This window comes from Nonomuraea fastidiosa, from assembly GCF_042751225.1.
Classification (GTDB): Bacteria; Actinomycetota; Actinomycetes; order Streptosporangiales; family Streptosporangiaceae; genus Nonomuraea; species Nonomuraea fastidiosa.
Genome location: NZ_CP170570.1, coordinates 7,028,086 through 7,043,876, shown reverse-complemented (window position 1 = coordinate 7,043,876; position 15,791 = coordinate 7,028,086). Strand labels below are relative to the sequence as shown.

The window sequence follows — 15,791 nt, the reverse complement described above, 5'->3', positions numbered from 1 at the left end:
GGGAGGCGTGGTGGCCGGACCGATTTGGTCAAAAGCAGGTAAAGAATCACCGGTAACGGGGCGCGTGCGCGCGGTACTCGCCGTAGCGGCGGGCCCGGTGCAGCGCCTCCAGGAACGCCCGAGGGCCGTCGAAGTCGGGCATCTCCATGTACGCGGCGCCGATCCCGTCCGGGTCGTGGGCGTCGGAGCCGGCGGTGCCGGGCAGCCGGTACGCCCGTGCCGCCCGTAGCGCGGCCCTGTTGTGCTCCTGGTCCTCGATCTTGGCGTTGAACACCTCGACGGCGTCGATCAGCCCGTCGCGGCACAGCTCTTCCAGGCGGTCGCCGAGGCCGGAGCGCTCCGGATCGTACGGGTGCGGCGCGCACACCAGCCCGCCTTGGGCGCGGATGCGCCGGATCGCCTCGCGGGCGGGCAGCACGTACGGCACCCGCTCGGTCAGGAACAGCCCGAGCAGCTCGCCCCACCCCGTACGGATCTCCTCGCCCGGCACGACCCGGCACCCGACGGCCCGCGACAGCTCCTCGGCCGTGCCCGCCAGGTGGTTGTGGTCGGTCAGGCACACGACGTCGATGCGGTGCGCGGCCACCCGTTCGGCGAGCAGGTCGAGCGTGGTGACCGCGTCGCCGGAGGCCACGGTGTGCACGTGGCAGTCCACCCGCACCCATCCGGCGGGCACGGGCCGCTGGGTGTCGGGCGGTGACGCCGGCTCGATCGCGGGCGGCACGTGCGTCACGATCTCCGCTCCCCTGGCGATGCCGGCGCACCCCCGGGTGCGGCGGGCGCGGGCTCTTCCCCCGCGGGTACGGCGGCCTGGCGGGCGCGGCGGCGCAGCCCGCCGAGCGAGGCCAGCACCGCCAGCACGGACACGGTGGCGAGCACCCCGAACGTGATCCGATACCCGGTGATCAGCGCCCCGATCCCCTCGGGGGCCACCCGCGACAGCGTCCCGGCGAAGACGGCGGGCCGCAGCGCGGCCGGCAGCGGCCCGGTGACCAGGGAGAGGGCGAGCGCGGTGCTCACCACGACGCCGGTGTTCTGCACCATGAGCCGCATGGCGTTGACGATGCCGATCCGGTGGGAGGGAAGCTGGTCGAGTATCGCGGTGGCGGTGGCCGGCAGGAACATCCCGGCGCCGGCTCCGACCAGCACCGTGCCGGCGCAGACGGGCGCGTACCCGACGTCCGGCGACAGGCACGCGAGCAGCACCACCAGCCCCGCGGTGCCGACGACGTTGCCGAGCAGCCCCACGACCCGGGCGCCGAGCCAGGCGTGCAGCGGGCCGGCGCTCATCGACGCGATCATCATGGCGACCGACAGCGGCAGCACCTTCAGCCCTGCCGCGACCGGGTTCTCGCCGTGCACGGCCTGGTAGAACAGCGCGACGAGCAGCACCACCGCCATCCGCCCGACCGTGCTGAGCAACGTGGCCAGCAGGTCGAGCGCGAACACCCGGTCGGCGAAGAGCCGTACGTCCACCACCGGGTGCGCGCTGCGCCGCTCGACCACCACGAACACCGGCATGAGCAGGACGAACAGCACCACCCCGCCCACCACGACCGGGTCCGTCCAGCCGAAGTCCGCGGCCTGCGACAGCCCGAACAGCAGCCCGCCGAGCGAGACCAGCACCAGCAGGTTGCCCGGCACGTCGGTGCCGCGCTCCCCCGTCCGGGACGCGGTGCGGCGCAGCGTGATCGCCCCCCAGACGAGGCAGAGCACGCCGAGCGGCACGTTGTACCAGAACACCCACTGCCAGCCGAACCGGTGCGTCAGGAAGCCGCCGAGCGTGGGACCGACGAGCTGGGCGACGGAGAAGGAGGCGATGTAGATGCCCATGCCGCGGCCGAGGTGGCGGCGCGGGAAGGCGTCGGTGAGCAGGGCGGCGCTGTTGGTCAGCAGCATCGCGCCGCCCGCGGCCTGCAAGACGCGCAGCGCGACGACGTACCACTCGCCAGGGGCGAAGCCGAGCAGGAGGCTCGCGCCGGTGTAGGTGGCCAGGCCCCACAGGTACATCGCGCGGCGGCCGAACATGTCGGCAAGCCGCCCGAACACCACCATGAGCACGGTGTTGGCCAGCATGAACGACAGCAGCATCCAGCTCGCCGCGGCGGCGCCCGCGTCGAAGTGGCGGACGACCTCGGGCAGCGCGACGTTCAGCGAGCTGCTGCCGAGCGCGATGAGGATGCTGGCCAGGCCGACGACGGACAGCACGCGCCAGGCGTAGCGGAGCCGCGCGCGCTCACCGGTGTCGTCCGGTACCCCTGGATCGTCCCGGGCCGGTTCTCCCGGCCGGGTCATGGGAACGTGACCAGCGAGCGGATCACGTCCCCTGAACCCATGGCCTCGAACGCCTCGCCCACCCCGTCGAGCGTGATGCGCCTGCTGATCAGTCCCTCCAGGTCGAGCCGTCCGGCCCGCCACAGCCGCAGCAGGCGGGCGAAGTCGGTGCGCACGTCGCCGGAGCCGTACAGACAGCCGAGCAGGCGGCGTTCGGTGGCGAACAGCTCGGCGGCGCTGAACGTGACCGGGTCGTCGGCGCTGCCCGCTCCGACGACGACGGTGGTGCCGCCGCGCCTGGTGGACTTGTACGCCTGCCTGATCGTCTCGGAGCGGCCCACGACCTCGAAGGCGTAGTCGAAGCCGAGCCCGCCGGTCAGCTCCTTGGCGGCCTCCCGCAGCTCGTCGGGGGTGAGGGTGTGGGTGGCGCCGAAGGCGCGGGCGGCGGCCAGCTTCTCCGGTACGCGGTCCACCGCCACGACGGGCGCGGCGGCGGCCAGCGCGGCGCCCTGGATGACGTTGACGCCGACGCCACCGCAGCCGATCACCAGCACCGACGAGCCGGGCCGCACGCGGGCGGTGTTGATCACCGCGCCGACGCCGGTGAGCACCGCGCAGCCGACCACGGCGGCCACCTCGAACGGCACGTCGTCGGGGATGGGGATGGCGGCGCGGGCGTCCACGACCGTCTCCTCGGCGAAGCAGCCGACGCCCAGCCCCGCGTACGCGGGCTCGCCGCCGACGGTCAGCGTGGGCTCGGCGGGCGGGCTGACGGAGGTGCACAGGTTGGGCTGCCCGCCCAGGCAGTACGCGCAGCCGCCGCAGGGCGGGATCCACGACAGGATGACGTGGCTGCCGACGGGCGGCCCCGTCACGCCGGGACCGAGCTCGACCACCTCGCCCGCGCCCTCGTGGCCGGGCACGAGCGGCAGCCGGGCGGGCAGCCGGCCCTCGCACATCGACAGGTCGGAGTGGCAGACGCCGGCGGCCCGCAGCCGTACGCGCACCTCGCCAGGGCCTGGCGGCCGGATGGCCAGCCCGTCGCTGACCTCGACCGGCTTGCCCGTCTCGCGCAGGATGACGCCTCGCATCGATCTTTCTCCCCCGGTGCTTCAGAGCTGGATGGACGTGGTGGTGAGGAACTCCTCCAGCCCGAAGCGGCCGTACTCGCGGCCGTACCCGGACTGCTTGTAGCCGCCGAAGGGGGCCAGGCCGTTGTGCGCGCCGTCGTTGACGCTGATCTGCCCGGCGCGCAGCCGCCGGGCGACGCGGTAGGCGCGCTCGGGGTCGGCGCCGCGGACTCCGGCGGCCAGCCCGTACGCGGTGCCGTTGGCGATCCTGACCGCCTGGTCCTCGCCGTCGTAGGGCAGGATGACCAGGACCGGCCCGAAGATCTCCTCCTGGGCGACGCGCGCCTCGGGGGTCACGCCGGTGAGCACGGTCGGCCGCACGTAGAAGCCGCGTTCCAGGCCGTCGGGCGCGTCGGGGCCGCCGGTGAGCACGGTCGCGCCGTCCTCGGCCGCCGAGCGCAGGTGGTCGCGTACGCGCTCGCGCTGCACGTCCGACACCAGCGGGCCGAGCCTGGTGGCGGGGTCGCGCGGGTCGCCCACCGTGTACGTGCTCGCCTCGTCGGCGGCGACGCGCTCGGCCTGCTCCAGCCGCTCGCGCGGGACGAGCAGCCGGGTCAGCGCCGAGCAGGTCTGGCCCGAGTTGAGGTAGCAGGCGGCGACGCCTTTGCGTACGGCGTCCTCGAAGGCGGCGTCGTCGAGATCGTCGAGCAGCACGTTCGCGGACTTGCCGCCGAGCTCCAGCGCGGTGCGCTTGACCCCGGCGGCGGCCAGCTCGGCGACCCGCCGCCCGGCCCTGGTGGAGCCGGTGAAGGAGACCATGTCCACCTGCGGGTGGCCGGCCAGCGCCTCCCCGGCCTCGGGCCCGGTGCCGGAGACCAGGTTGAACACGCCCGCGGGCACGCCGGCCTCGTGCATGACATCGGCCAGCACGAACGCGTTCAGCGGCGTGACCTCGCTGGGCTTGAGCACCACCGTGCAGCCGGCGGTCAGCGCGGGGGCGACCTTGGCGGCGATCTGGTGCAGCGGGTAGTTCCACGGGGTGATGGCGCCGACGACGCCGATGGGGTCGCGGTGCACGACCGAGTTGCCGAGCCGTTCCTCGAACGCGATCTCGGCGGCGACCTGCGGCATCGAGGCGAACGTCCGGATGGGCGCGCCCACCTGGATGGCCTTGGTGAGCTTCAGCGGCATGCCCAGCTCGTCCACGATCATGTCGGCCAGCTCGTCGGCGCGTTCCCGCAGGGCCTCGGCCACCTTCGCGCAGAGGGCGGCCCGCTCGGCGACCGGCCGGGCCGACCAGCCGGGCAGGGCGGCGGCAGCGGCCTCGACCGCGCGGGCCACGTCCTTGACGCCGCCGCGCGGCACCTCGTCGAAGACCTCCTCGGTGGCGGGGTTCACCACCGGTATCGGCGTGCCGCCGCTCGCCTGTACCCACTCACCGTCGACATAGATCCGATGCGGCATGACCCCACCTCAAGGAACGGACGCAAATTCTAGATTCGGATTCTAGATTCGCCATACGTTCCCGTCCAGGGCGGCGGTGTGGAGCCTGGGAGGCCGACAGCCGGTGGGGGCCGTCAGCCGATACGGACGGGGAGGGTCCTGGGCCCGCGTACCTGGCTGGCCGCCCAGGTCACCGCCGCCGGGTCGGCCAGCTCGAACACGGGGATGCGTTCCAGCCAGACCTCCAGCGCGACCCGCAGTTCCATGCGCGCGAGATGCGAGCCGACGCACCGGTGGATGCCCAGCCCGAACGCGACGTGCCGGTTCACCTCGCGGTCGATCACCACCTCACCGGCCCGCTCGAACTGCCGCGGATCCCGGTTGGCGGCGGGGAACGACAGCAGCACCCAGTCGTCGGCCTTCATCTCCACGCCGCGCCAGGTCATGTCCTCCTTGACCAGGCGGGCCATGGTGACCGGCGCGTACGCCCGCAGGAACTCCTCCATCGCCGTCGGCAGCAGCTCCGGCTCGGCCACCAGCCGCTCCCGGTCGGCCGGCGTCTTAGCCAGATGCCACAGCGAGGCCCCGATCGCGCTCCACGTCGTGTCGATCCCCGCGATGAGCAGCAGCGTCATCATGCCCACCACGTGGATCGGGTCGAGCTTGCGGCCGTGCAGCTCGGCGTTCATCAGGTACGTGGTGAGGTCGTCGCGCGGGTGCTCGATGTGGTCGTGGATCTGCGCCACCAGGTAGTCCGTCAGCCTCTCGAAGCCCTCCACGCGCTCTTCCTGCGGCCGGTTGATGCTCTCCAGCGCGGCTTCGACGAACTTGGCGAACTTCGGCCCGTCCTCGGGCGGAAAGCCCAGCATGTCGGCGATCACCCGCATCGGGATGTGCTGGGCGTAGTCGGCGGCCGCGTCCACGACCTCCTTGCCGCGCATCTCGTCTATCAGCTCGTGGCAGTACGCCCTGGTCGCCGCCTCCCGCTTGGCCACCGCCGACCTGGTGAACGCGGGCAGCAGCAGCTTGCGGGCATCGTGGTGGAACGGCGGATCGGAGGAGATCGGCGGCACCGCCCCCACCGGGGCCAGCTCCTTGGGCGGGCGGACGTTGCTCACGATGATCGCCCGGGAGGAGAACCGGTCGGTGTCGTAGGCGATCGACGCGATGTCCTCGTACCGGGTCGGCAGCCACACCCCGCCGAACCGCTCGGTGTGCGCGATGGGGCAGCGCTCGCGAAGATCATCCTGGATGGGATAGGGATCGGCGGCCCACTGGGGATCGACGTGGGAGAAGTCGGTCGCCCAATCCGTGACCGGGTCGGTGACCGGGGCGGTGGCCGTGCCGATGGGGCGGTTCTTGCGCGCCTGCGCGAGCTCTTCGCCGAAGCGGTCGGTGGCGGTCATCGTACGGCTCCGCTCGGGGACCCGGGGTCGATCTGTACCTTCATGCCCTCGTTCCCGTCTGTGCTGGGTCTCGGTTCCGGGACGTCCTTGAGCGAATTAAAAAATCGTTCATTTGCCCCGTCAAGAGCCCCACGGCGGGTGCGGGCCTCGGCCGGCGCCCGGGGGACAGGTCCGCCTGCGCGCCTGCCGGCTCCTTCGTCCGCTCGGCCGCGTGAAGGCGCCACGTTACGCCGATGTCACCTCGGTGAGCGCGATGGTGCAGGCGTATTGCCGGTGTGTCACGGCGATGGAACGGCCCGGCGTGACCCTCCTGGTATCCGCACCGGAGGGAAGGTCACCAATGGCGTCCATCTTTGACCAGATCGGCGGCACCGACATGGGCAAGCTCAAGGCGCACCAGCGCAGCTTCGTCGCGGCGGCGCTGGGCGGGCCGCAGGAGTACCGGGGCAAGACGATGGACCAGGCGCACGCCGGCCTGGGCATCACCGGCAGCGACTTCGACGCGGTGGTCGGGCATCTGGCGGGGGCCCTGACGCACTGCGGGGTGCCGCAGGAGACCATCGCGACGATCGCGGGCGCGCTCGCCCCGCTGCGCGACCAGATCGTGGCCGGCGAGGTGTCCACGGTCTGAGCCGTGTCTGGGAGCGGCGGGCCGGGCTTGTCGCGGTCAGGGGCTGTGGCCCGTCCCACCGCTCCCAGCGCGGTCGCCCCCGCTACCGCCGCGCTCCGTGCGTCCCTCCCGTGATCGCCCGCACCCTCCCCACGAGCCCTCACGCCCTCCCCACGAGCGCCCGCGCCTCCAGCGCGAGCCCTCGCACCCTCCCCACGAGCGCCCGCGCCATCCCCAGAGCCCTCGCACCCTCCCCGCGAGCATCCGCGCCATCCCCGCGGCCCCTCACACTCTCCCTCGAACACCCGCGCCATCCCCACGAGCGCCCGCGCGGGCTCCAGGGGCGCCGGACAGCAGGGTTTCGGCGACGGCCGTGCGGGCGTAGAGGACGTAGCGGCCCGTACGATGCGCGCCGGCCAGGCCGCAGGCCGGGTACGTGGAGCTGCCGCTGCTCGCGGTGACCGCTCTCGGCGCGCCCGCCCCGGCGAAGTGGGCCTGCTCAGCTCCCCGACCACGATCACGGTACTCGTACTCGGCCTGCCCACCGGCTCCTGGGTGACCGGGTCAGGCGCCGCCCGATGTTGATCGCGACGGACCCTGCTGCGCGCCGCGCTGCCGCTGTCTATCCCGCTCGCGTGGCGGCTGGACGCGCTCACCATGGGCAGGCTCGACGGGATCGCCGTGCTGACGGGCGCGGCCACGCCGGCGTCTCCGGGCTGGGGCATCCCGCCTGGGTGCTCGGGGCGTACCTCGCCGCAGGAGGGGCGGGTGTGCCGGTGGGGTCGTCGGCGGCCCATCTGGTGGGACGCGGGCTGGGGCGCGGGTGTGCGGTGCGGGCGGGCCGGCCTGGTCACCGCGCCTTCGCACTGATAGTGCCGTTCACGGGCTGGAGCGTGTGCCGTCTCGATCCGGACTCGGTCTTCACCCCTCCTCCAAAGTGCTATAGATATAGATAAATGGAGGAAGTCACGTGATCGAGTTCTATCTGGACGGCCGTTCCGGCCTGTCGCCGTACCTGCAACTCGTCCAGCAGGTACGGCACGCGCTACGCCTTGGCATGCTGCGCGAAGGAGACCGGCTGCCCACCGTCAAAGACCTGGTGTCCCGGCTGGCGATCAACCCCAACACCGTGCTCAAGGCCTACCGGGAGCTCGAACACGAAGGGCTGGTCGCCGCCCGTCCCGGTGTCGGCACGTTCGTGACCAGGACGCTGGCCGACACCACCTTGGCCGCGCACGGCCCGCTGCGGCAGCGGTTGCAGCGCTGGCTGGCCGACGCCCGCAGGGCCGGGCTGGACGACGAGAGCATCGAGGCCCTGTTCATGACCACCTTTCGCGGCGTCGCTCAAGAGAACATAGCGTGACCGTGCCAGGCAAAGGCAGCCCAGCGGCGGAACGGCCGGCACGACCACCGACCAGGCTCCGAGCATCCGGGCTCGGGCGCTGACCAAGCGGTTCGGACGGCGTACCGCGCTGGACGGCTGCACGTTCGACATCCCGGCCGGGCACGTGACCGGCCTCGTCGGCCCCAACGGCGCGGGCAAATCGACGCTGCTCAATCTGGCCGCCGGGATGCTCACCCCCACCTCGGGCACGATCGAGGTGTGCGGCGGCCGCCCCGGCAGCGGTGCCGGCCAGCTCGCCAAGGTCGGTTACGTCGCCCAGGACGCCCCCGTCTACGCCGCGCTGACCGTCGCCGACCACCTCCGCCTCGGCGCCCGGCTCAACACCGGCTGGGACGACGCCCTGGCCCGCGACAGGATCGCCCGCCTCGGCCTGGACCCCGGGCAGCGGGCCGGCAAGCTGTCGGGCGGCCAGCGCGCCCAGCTCGCCCTCACGCTGGGCCTGGCCAAGCGGCCTGAGCTGCTGCTCCTCGACGAGCCCGTCGCCACGCTCGACCCGCTCGCCCGCCGCGAGTTCCTGCAGGATCTCATGGAGGCGGTCGCGGAGCACGGACTCAGCGTCGTGCTCTCCTCCCATCTGATCACCGATCTTGAACGCGTCTGCGATCGCGTTGTGGTGCTGGCCGGCGGCCGGATCAGGGTCGAAGGGGAGGTCGAGGAGCTGCTGGCGGTGCACCACCGGCTCAGCGGTCCCCGCCGCTACCCCGCCAGGCTGCCCGCCGACCAGCACGTGGTCACCGCCGCGCACACCGAGCGGCAGACGACGCTGGTCGTCCGTACGCGTCACCCGTACCCGCTGGCTGGTCACCAAGCTGGCGGTCGTCGGCCTGGCGGCCGTGGCCGCATCAGAGTTGCTCAGCCTGGCGGTCACCTGGTGGGCCGGTCCTCTCGACACGATCGCGGACACGGCGGAGACGACGTGGTGGCCCGACGTCACCGCCCTGCCCGTCGGCGCGGGAAGCGTCGAGCTCCTCACGCGTGTCGATCCGCGGCTCTTCGGCGCGCGCGGCGTGGCGCCCATGGCTTACGCCGCTTTCGCGTTCGTGCCCGGCATCGCCGCCGGTGCCGTCGTCCGCCGCACCGTGCCGGCGATGGCGGTCACCGTCGCGGTCTTCGCGCTGGTGCGGGTCGCGGTGCCCGTGGCGGGACCGCCGGGAGCCTGGGTCGTCGTCAACGAGACCGTGGACGCGTCCGGCCGCACGGTCGCCGCCCTGCCCGACTGGGTGCGTCGCTGCGCGCCGCCGCCACCTGGGTCGGATCGACCGGTACGGACGGGACTCGACGTACCGGCCATCGAGGCGTGCTTCGACGAGCTCGCCGACCACGGCTACCAGCAGCGGATCACGTACTACCCCGCCGGCCGCTTCTGGCCGCTCCAATGGGCGGAGACCGCGCTCTTCCTGACCGCCACCGCCCTGCTCACCGGCTTCTGCCTCTGGTGGACCCGCCACCGCCTGCCCTGACCCCTCCCCTGTGACGCACCCCCGGGTCACGGGGGCGCTCACCCCTGCCATGAAACGCCCCGAAGAAGTACCCCATGAGAAAGGACACCGTCATGAGTCATGCCCGCACCCGGTTCCAGCGCGGCGCGGCCGTCGTCGCGGGGCTGCTCGCCCTGATGACCCCGGCCGTGAACACGACCCCCGCCCAGGCCACGGCCGCCGCCCCGGCCCTGCCCGCGCCGACCGGCTCCAGCCCGGTGGGCTTCACGGCCCTGCACCTGAAGGACACCTCATGTCCTGACCCGTGGCTGCCGAGCGTGAAGTACCGCGAGCTCATGGTGTCGGTCTGGTACCCGGCGAAGTCGCCGGGCCGCCACCGCGCGCAGTACATGACGCCCAAGGAGTCCGACCTGCTGCTGAAGGACGGGAAATCACCAGCGTTCCTCCCGGCATCCTCAGCACGACCAGGACTCACGCCTACACCGACGCCCGCCCGGCCGGGTGCGAGCGCGGGCTGCCGCTGGTCGTGCTCTCCCCCGGCCACGGCAAGCCGCGCTCGGAGCTGACCGGGCTCGCCGAGGAGCTGGCGAGCAGAGGGTACGTGGTGGCCGCGATCGATCACACCTACGAGAGCATCGCGATGACCTTCCCCGACGGGCGCGTCACCACGTGCGTCACCTGCGAGATCGAGAAGACCCCCGAGTGGTGGGTGGGCCTTGTGAAGAGCCGGGCGCGCGACGTGTCGTTCGTGCTCGACCGGCTCACCGGGCCGCGGGCGGCGTGGAAGGGCGCCCGCCTGATCGACCCGTCCAGGATCGCGATGGCCGGTCACTCGGTCGGCGGGGCCGGTACGATCCCGGCCTTGCTGAGCGACTCCCGCGTACGGGCCGGCATCGACATCGACGGCACCACGGACATGGCGATCCCGGAGGGCGGGCTGTCGCGGCCGTTCGTGTTCCTCGGCAAGCCGTCCACCTACACACCCGGGCAGGGCGAGGCCGCCGCCGCCACGTGGGAGCGGGACTGGGAGCGGCTCACCGGGTGGAAGCGCCGGCTCCTGCTGACCGGGGCGGAGCACCTGTCGTTCACGGACCTCGGCGTGCTGGTCGATCAGCTCGGTCTCGACGCCAGCGCCGGCATCTCCGGCGCCCGCGCCATGGCGGTCACCCGCGCCTACGTGACGGCCTTCCTTGACCGGCACCTGCGCAGGGGGCACCGGCCGCTGCTCGACAGGCCGTCGCCCGGCTACCCCGAGATCAAGCACTGCGCGCCGGAGAGCAGAACCTGCCGGTAGCGTCCAAGGCCGTCGACCATCCCCCACCTGGGACGAATCTTTAGTTACGCGAATATAATCGTTGTGTGCCTATAACTGATCGGTCCTCCCCCACGGCCGTGACCCCCGTGCTCAGCCCCCGGCGGCGGATGCTCGTCCTGGCCATCTGCTGCATGAGCCTGTTCATCGTCGGCCTGGACGTCACGATCGTGAACATCGCGCTGCCCTCCATCCGGCGCGATCTCAACGCCTCCGTCTCCGGCCTGCAGTGGATCATCGACGCCTACACGGTGGTGCTGGCCGGCCTGCTCATGCTGTCCGGCTCCACCGCCGACAGGATCGGGCGGCGCCGGACGTTCCAGACCGGGCTGACGCTGTTCACGCTGGGCTCGCTGCTGTGCTCGCTCGCGCCCGGCCTGGGCTGGCTGATCGCGGCGCGGGCCGTGCAGGCCGTAGGCGGGTCGATGCTGAACCCGGTCGCCATGTCGATCATCACGAACACGTTCACCGAGCCGCGCGAGCGGGCGCGGGCCATCGGCGTGTGGGGTGGCGTGAGCGGCGTCAGCATGGCGCTGGGGCCGCTCGTGGGCGGCTCGCTGGTGGGCGCGGTCGGCTGGCAGTCGATCTTCTGGATCAACATCCCGGTGGGGGTGGCCGCGTTCGTGCTGTGCGCGCTGTTCGTGCCCGAGTCGCGCGCGCCGCGCCCGCGCCGGGTGGACCCGGTGGGTCAGGTGCTGGTCATCGTGATGCTGGTGACGCTGACGTACGGGCTGATCGAGGCGCCGGCCGCCGGCTGGGGATCGCCGCGCACGCTGGGCTGCTTCGCGGTGGCGGCGCTGGCGCTGGCCGGCCTGATCGGCTACGAGCTGCGCACCGAGGAGCCGCTGATCGAGCTGCGGTTCTTCCGCAGCGTGCCGTTCGCGGGCGCCACCGTGACCGCCGTGTGCGGGTTCGCCGCCTTCGGCGGCTTCCTCTTCGTCAACACCCTCTACCTGCAGAACGTGCTGGGCCTGTCCGCCCTGCACGCCGGCCTCTACACGCTGCCCATGGCCGGCCTGACCGTGATCTGCTCGCCGCTCTCGGGCCGGATCGTGGCCGCGTCCGGCACCCGCATCCCGCTGCTGCTCGCCGGGATCACCATCGGGGCCAGCGGCCTGATCATGACGGGGCTGGCGGCCGGCACCCCGCTCTGGCGGCTCATGGCCGCGTACGTGCTGTTCGGGCTGGGCTTCGGCATGCTGAACGCGCCGATCACCAACACCGCCGTCTCCGGCATGCCGCGCGCCCAGGCCGGAGTGGCGGCGGCGGTGACCTCGACCAGCCGGCAGATCGGGCAGACGCTCGGCGTCGCGGTCATCGGCTCGCTGGTCACCTCGGCGGTGGCGGGACCGTTCGCCACCCACTTCCCTGAGGCCAGCCGCATCGGCTGGTGGATCGTCACCGGGTGCGGCTCGGCGATCGTGCTGCTCGCTATCCTGACCACGACCGGCTGGGCCCGCCGCAGCGCCACGCGCACCGCCGAACGGCTCGCCCACTCCCCCGACAGAACGGCGACCACGTCATGACCGACACCCCGGACCGCGAGCCCTCCGACGAGCGGCAGGGTCACGAGCACGGCCAGGAGGCGGTGAGCCGGGTCTGGGCCGCCATGCAGGACCTCGTGCTGCGGCAGGAGAACCGCCGCAAGGAGGTGGCCGACGCCCTCGGCATGAGCTTCTACCGGGTCAAGGCGCTGCGCCACCTGCTGTCGTCCGGGCCGATGACCATGCGGGAGCTGACCGCCGACCTCGCCACCGACAAGCCGTACACGAGCCTGATGGTGGACGACCTGGAGCGGCGCGGCTACGTGACCCGCAGCGTCTCCCCCGAGGACCGGCGCAGCAAGATCGTCACACTCACCCCGGCGGGGACGGCGGCCGCCGAGGAGGCCGAGCGGATCATGGCCCGGCCGCCGCGCTCCCTGCTGGCTCTCGGTCCCGACGACCTGGCCGAGCTCGACCGCATCATGGCCAAGCTCCGCGCTCCCGCCGATCAGCGGTGAGCGCTACAGCGTGAGCGTCGCGTCCGCGTCGAGCGGGAAGATGGGACGGTTGAGCCTGCGGTACGGCAGCCGGTGCAGGTCCTGGTCCACGCCCCCAGGCGTGAGCGCCAGCATCCAGCCGGCGGCGGCCTCGTACAGCTCGGGCTCCAGGTAGCCGATCTTCACGGTGACGACGTCCACATCGGCGACGTCCACGCCCAGCCGCCGGTACGACTCCAGCAGCCGGTACTGCATGCGCCGCGAGGTGAGGAAGACGCTGAGCCCGCCGACCCGCACGCTCACCACCCGGCCGCCGTCGGGGTCGTCGGCCACGGCCTCCAGCGTGCCCTCCAGCTCGATCGGGCCCGGCGGGCGCGTGTCCACCCGGCCGCCGGCGCGCACCCTGACCGAAGAGCCCACCGGCAGGTGGCCGATGAGCGCCACCGCCTCGGGGTCGAAGAGCGAGGCGTAGACGGCACGGACGGAACCGTCGCGGATCTCGGGCCTGGCCAGCAGGCGCGACAGGGCGTAGGTGACGTCGTCGGCGCCGCCCGCGCCGGGGTTGTCGCCGGAGTCGCTGATGAAGTACGGCCGGGCCGCGCCCTCCTTCAGCGCCGCGTCGAGGCATTCGTCCATGGTGCCGGTGGGCGCGACGAAAGCGAAGTCGTCGCGGGCGTCCCAGAACGCCTGGGCCAGCTCGCGGGCGGCCTGCTCGGTGGCGGCGGCGTCGGTGCCGGTGGCCACGACGGCGCCGGTGCAGCGCGGCTCGTCGGCCCAGGCGAAGCCGATCCAGATGGCCGCGTCGATCACGCCGGGCCTGGACTCGACCTCGGGAATGCGGGCGTACAGGCCGCGGGCGGGCTCGACGCGGGTGCTGGTCATCTCGCCGGGCAGCAGGATCGGCACGTGCACGAGCGACTTGTGCGGCCGTCCTTCGCCGGCGCGCAGGCGGTGCAGCGCCTCGACGAGGTTGCGGGCGGCGCGCTCGCGGGTCTCCCAGACGTCCACGTGGGGCGCGGTGCGGTAGCAGGTGAGCAGGTCGCAGCCGCCGAACAGGACGTGGGAGACGTTGCCGTGCAGGTCCATCGCGGCCGACACCAGCGGCTCGGGGCCGATGACGGAGCGGATGGCGGTGATGAGGTCGCCTTCTGCGTCCTCGCGGCCGACGACGCTCATCGCGCCGTGGATGTCCAGCAGCACGCCGTCGAACGTGCCCTGGCCGAGGCCCTGGACGATCTCCTCGCGCCAGGCGTCGTACGCGGCGGGCTCGACGGCGCCGCCGGGCAAGGCGCGGGCATGCACGAGCGGCACCCACTCCACTTCGGCGGCCCACGGCTGCTCCAGCCAGTCGTAGCGGCCCAGCAGGGCCTGCCCTCGGGTGACGTCGAAGTCGGCGGTGCCGCTCAGGTGCGGCGAGAACGTGCTGGACTCGATGTGGATGCCGCAGATGGCGATGCGCAGGGACACGGTGCTGCTTTCCAGAAGATTCGGGGCTAGGAGGTGGTGGTGGCGTCGGCGGCGGGCCGCTGCTCGGGTGAGAGGTTCACGCCGGCCGTCTCGCGCAGGAGGCGGCCGAGCCCGATGAGGGCGGCGTCGGGGCCGGCGGCGCTCGGCTCGATGGTCAGCGACTGGGTCAGGGGCGGCAGGCAGCGCTCGTACAGCATGCCTTTGACGGCCGCGACGTAGACGTCGAGGCTGGACAGCGCGCCGCCGATGACGACGCTGTCGGGGTTGAGGAAGTTGACCAGGCCCGACAGGGCGACGCCGAGCAGCCTCCCGGCCTGGCGGACGAGCGTGACCACGGCGGGGTCGGCGTCCACGGTGGCGGCCACGACGTCGCGCAGGTTGGTGACGGGCCGGCCGCGCCCGGCCAGCTCGCGGGCGAGCGCGGCGCCGCTCGCGACGGTCTCCAGGCAGCCGCGGCTGCCGCAGGAGCACTCGCGCTCGCCGCTGTCGGCCACCCGCACGTGGGTGAGGTCGCCGGACAGGCCGCGCCCGCCGCGGTAGATGCGGCCGTCGGTGACCAGGCAGCCGCCGATGCCGCTGCCGGCCTTGACGTAGATCATGTCGCCGGTGGCGCGGCGGGTGACGTACTCGCCGATGGCGGCGGCCTTGGCGTCGTTGTCGACGACGGCGCTCACCTGGAACCGCTCGCGCAGGTCGCTCTGCACGTCGTAGCCGCTCCAGCCGGGCATGCGGGCCGGGCCGACGAGGCGGCCGTGCGGGAAGTCCACCGGGCCGGGCAGGGCCATGCCGACGGCGAGCAGCCGGCGGCCTGGCGCGTGCGCGGCCCTGATGCGGTCGAAGGCCTCGGTGATCTCGTCGAAGATCGCCTGCGGGCCTGCGCTTATATCGCAGGCGAACTCCTCGGCCACCTGGAGCTCTCCCGAGGGCGCGCACAGGCCGACGCGGGCGTGCCGGCCGCCGAGCTCGGCCACGGCGTACACGCCGCCGTCCTCGCGCAGCCGCAGGATCTTGGGGCGGCGCCCACCGGTGGAGGCGCCCACGCCCTCCTCCAGGATCGCGCCCTCCTCGAGCAGGCGGCGTACGACGCTGGAAACCGTCGAGGGAGCCACCTCCAGCAGCTCCACCAGGTCCGCCCGGGAGGCGGCCTTGCCACTGGCCAGCAGGCTGAGCGCCTGCTCGCGCAGATTGGCGGGCGGCTCCGGCATCTCTCTCCTCCCCCTGGCAGTGTGCAGGGCGAGCACGGGGGCCCGCGAGCGGGCCCGACCCCTGGGCCCGGCGGCGGGCCATCACAGCAGACGCCCATCATCGGGCACGGAGACGATCACCGAAAGATGTCGCGCGGATGTCGCGGACGTTCCGCACGGATCTCATCGGCGGATAGCTC

The 15,791-nt window shown here is 72.9% G+C and carries 14 protein-coding genes and 1 pseudogene; 8 read left to right on the top strand and 7 right to left on the bottom strand.

Annotated elements, in window-relative coordinates:
- Nucleotides 1-46 precede the first annotated feature (46 nt).
- The 5 genes from ACFMQL_RS32230 to ACFMQL_RS32210 form a co-directional block, all read right to left on the bottom strand.
- Complete coding sequence (locus tag ACFMQL_RS32230) at nt 47-733, bottom strand: CehA/McbA family metallohydrolase (protein WP_378788522.1); 687 nt, start codon at nt 731-733, stop codon at nt 47-49.
- On the bottom strand, nt 730-2,208 hold the full coding sequence (locus ACFMQL_RS32225) for an MFS transporter (RefSeq protein ID WP_378788520.1): 1,479 nt from the start codon (nt 2,206-2,208) through the stop codon (nt 730-732). Before ACFMQL_RS32225 ends, ACFMQL_RS32230 begins: the two co-directional genes overlap by 4 nt.
- An 83-nt stretch (nt 2,209-2,291) precedes the next feature.
- Nucleotides 2,292-3,365 carry a Zn-dependent alcohol dehydrogenase gene (locus ACFMQL_RS32220; protein ID WP_364052397.1) on the bottom strand — a complete coding sequence of 358 codons (1,074 nt, stop codon included), beginning with the start codon at nt 3,363-3,365 and terminating at the stop codon, nt 2,292-2,294.
- 21 nt (nt 3,366-3,386) lie between these two features.
- The gene (locus ACFMQL_RS32215; RefSeq protein WP_364052400.1) at nt 3,387-4,808 is read right to left on the bottom strand and encodes an aldehyde dehydrogenase family protein; all 1,422 of its coding nucleotides are present in this window, start codon (nt 4,806-4,808) and stop codon (nt 3,387-3,389) included.
- 113 nt (nt 4,809-4,921) lie between these two features.
- On the bottom strand, nt 4,922-6,193 hold the full coding sequence (locus ACFMQL_RS32210) for a cytochrome P450 (RefSeq protein WP_378788518.1): 1,272 nt from the start codon (nt 6,191-6,193) through the stop codon (nt 4,922-4,924).
- Between the two features lie 340 nt (nt 6,194-6,533).
- On the opposite strand from ACFMQL_RS32210, the gene ACFMQL_RS32205 reads away from it, so the two are divergent.
- The 8 genes and pseudogenes from ACFMQL_RS32205 (at nt 6,534) to ACFMQL_RS32170 (ending at nt 12,961) form a co-directional block, all read left to right on the top strand.
- Nucleotides 6,534-6,824 (top strand): group 1 truncated hemoglobin, encoded by a 291-nt coding sequence (locus ACFMQL_RS32205; RefSeq protein ID WP_364052406.1) that lies wholly within the window; start codon nt 6,534-6,536, stop codon nt 6,822-6,824.
- Nucleotides 6,825-7,773: 949 nt separating this feature from the next.
- The gene (locus ACFMQL_RS32200) at nt 7,774-8,166 is read left to right on the top strand and encodes a GntR family transcriptional regulator (protein ID WP_378788515.1); all 393 of its coding nucleotides are present in this window, start codon (nt 7,774-7,776) and stop codon (nt 8,164-8,166) included.
- Nucleotides 8,167-8,311: 145 nt separating this feature from the next.
- Nucleotides 8,312-8,632: pseudogene (locus tag ACFMQL_RS32195) on the top strand (ATP-binding cassette domain-containing protein); the annotation flags it as partial.
- Between the two features lie 409 nt (nt 8,633-9,041).
- Nucleotides 9,042-9,668: a hypothetical protein gene (locus ACFMQL_RS32190; RefSeq protein ID WP_364057587.1), complete on the top strand. Its 627-nt coding sequence runs from the start codon at nt 9,042-9,044 to the stop codon at nt 9,666-9,668.
- Between the two features lie 74 nt (nt 9,669-9,742).
- Nucleotides 9,743-10,213 carry a hypothetical protein gene (locus tag ACFMQL_RS32185; protein ID WP_378788514.1) on the top strand — a complete coding sequence of 157 codons (471 nt, stop codon included), beginning with the start codon at nt 9,743-9,745 and terminating at the stop codon, nt 10,211-10,213.
- Nucleotides 10,174-10,941: an alpha/beta hydrolase family protein gene (locus ACFMQL_RS32180; protein WP_378788512.1), complete on the top strand. Its 768-nt coding sequence runs from the start codon at nt 10,174-10,176 to the stop codon at nt 10,939-10,941. Before ACFMQL_RS32185 ends, ACFMQL_RS32180 begins: the two co-directional genes overlap by 40 nt.
- Nucleotides 10,942-11,006: 65 nt before the next feature.
- On the top strand, nt 11,007-12,485 hold the full coding sequence (locus ACFMQL_RS32175) for an MFS transporter (protein WP_364052418.1): 1,479 nt from the start codon (nt 11,007-11,009) through the stop codon (nt 12,483-12,485).
- On the top strand, nt 12,482-12,961 hold the full coding sequence (locus ACFMQL_RS32170; RefSeq protein WP_364052421.1) for a MarR family transcriptional regulator: 480 nt from the start codon (nt 12,482-12,484) through the stop codon (nt 12,959-12,961). Before ACFMQL_RS32175 ends, ACFMQL_RS32170 begins: the two co-directional genes overlap by 4 nt.
- A gap of 3 nt (nt 12,962-12,964) precedes the next feature.
- Here the strand turns inward: ACFMQL_RS32170 and ACFMQL_RS32165 are convergent, their stop codons facing one another.
- Both ACFMQL_RS32165 and ACFMQL_RS32160 read right to left on the bottom strand, forming a co-directional pair.
- Entirely contained in the window at nt 12,965-14,407 is a 1,443-nt protein-coding gene (locus ACFMQL_RS32165; RefSeq protein ID WP_364052424.1) for a M81 family metallopeptidase, read from the bottom strand.
- Between the two features lie 26 nt (nt 14,408-14,433).
- Nucleotides 14,434-15,612, bottom strand: a complete 1,179-nt coding sequence (locus ACFMQL_RS32160; protein WP_364052427.1) for an ROK family transcriptional regulator — start codon at nt 15,610-15,612, stop codon at nt 14,434-14,436.
- Nucleotides 15,613-15,791: the final 179 nt, after the last annotated feature.

Bases quoted from the DNA above. Each gene is read 5' to 3' on its own strand.
- ACFMQL_RS32210 (WP_378788518.1), bottom strand. From the start codon at position 6,193: ATGACCGCCACCGACCGCTTCGGCGAAGAGCTCGCGCAGGCGCGCAAG.
- ACFMQL_RS32160 (WP_364052427.1), bottom strand. From the start codon at position 15,612: ATGCCGGAGCCGCCCGCCAATCTGCGCGAGCAGGCGCTCAGCCTGCTG.
- ACFMQL_RS32185 (WP_378788514.1), top strand. From the start codon at position 9,743: ATGAGAAAGGACACCGTCATGAGTCATGCCCGCACCCGGTTCCAGCGC.
- ACFMQL_RS32170 (WP_364052421.1), top strand. From the start codon at position 12,482: ATGACCGACACCCCGGACCGCGAGCCCTCCGACGAGCGGCAGGGTCAC.
- ACFMQL_RS32215 (WP_364052400.1), bottom strand. From the start codon at position 4,808: ATGCCGCATCGGATCTATGTCGACGGTGAGTGGGTACAGGCGAGCGGC.
- ACFMQL_RS32220 (WP_364052397.1), bottom strand. From the start codon at position 3,365: ATGCGAGGCGTCATCCTGCGCGAGACGGGCAAGCCGGTCGAGGTCAGC.
- ACFMQL_RS32205 (WP_364052406.1), top strand. From the start codon at position 6,534: ATGGCGTCCATCTTTGACCAGATCGGCGGCACCGACATGGGCAAGCTC.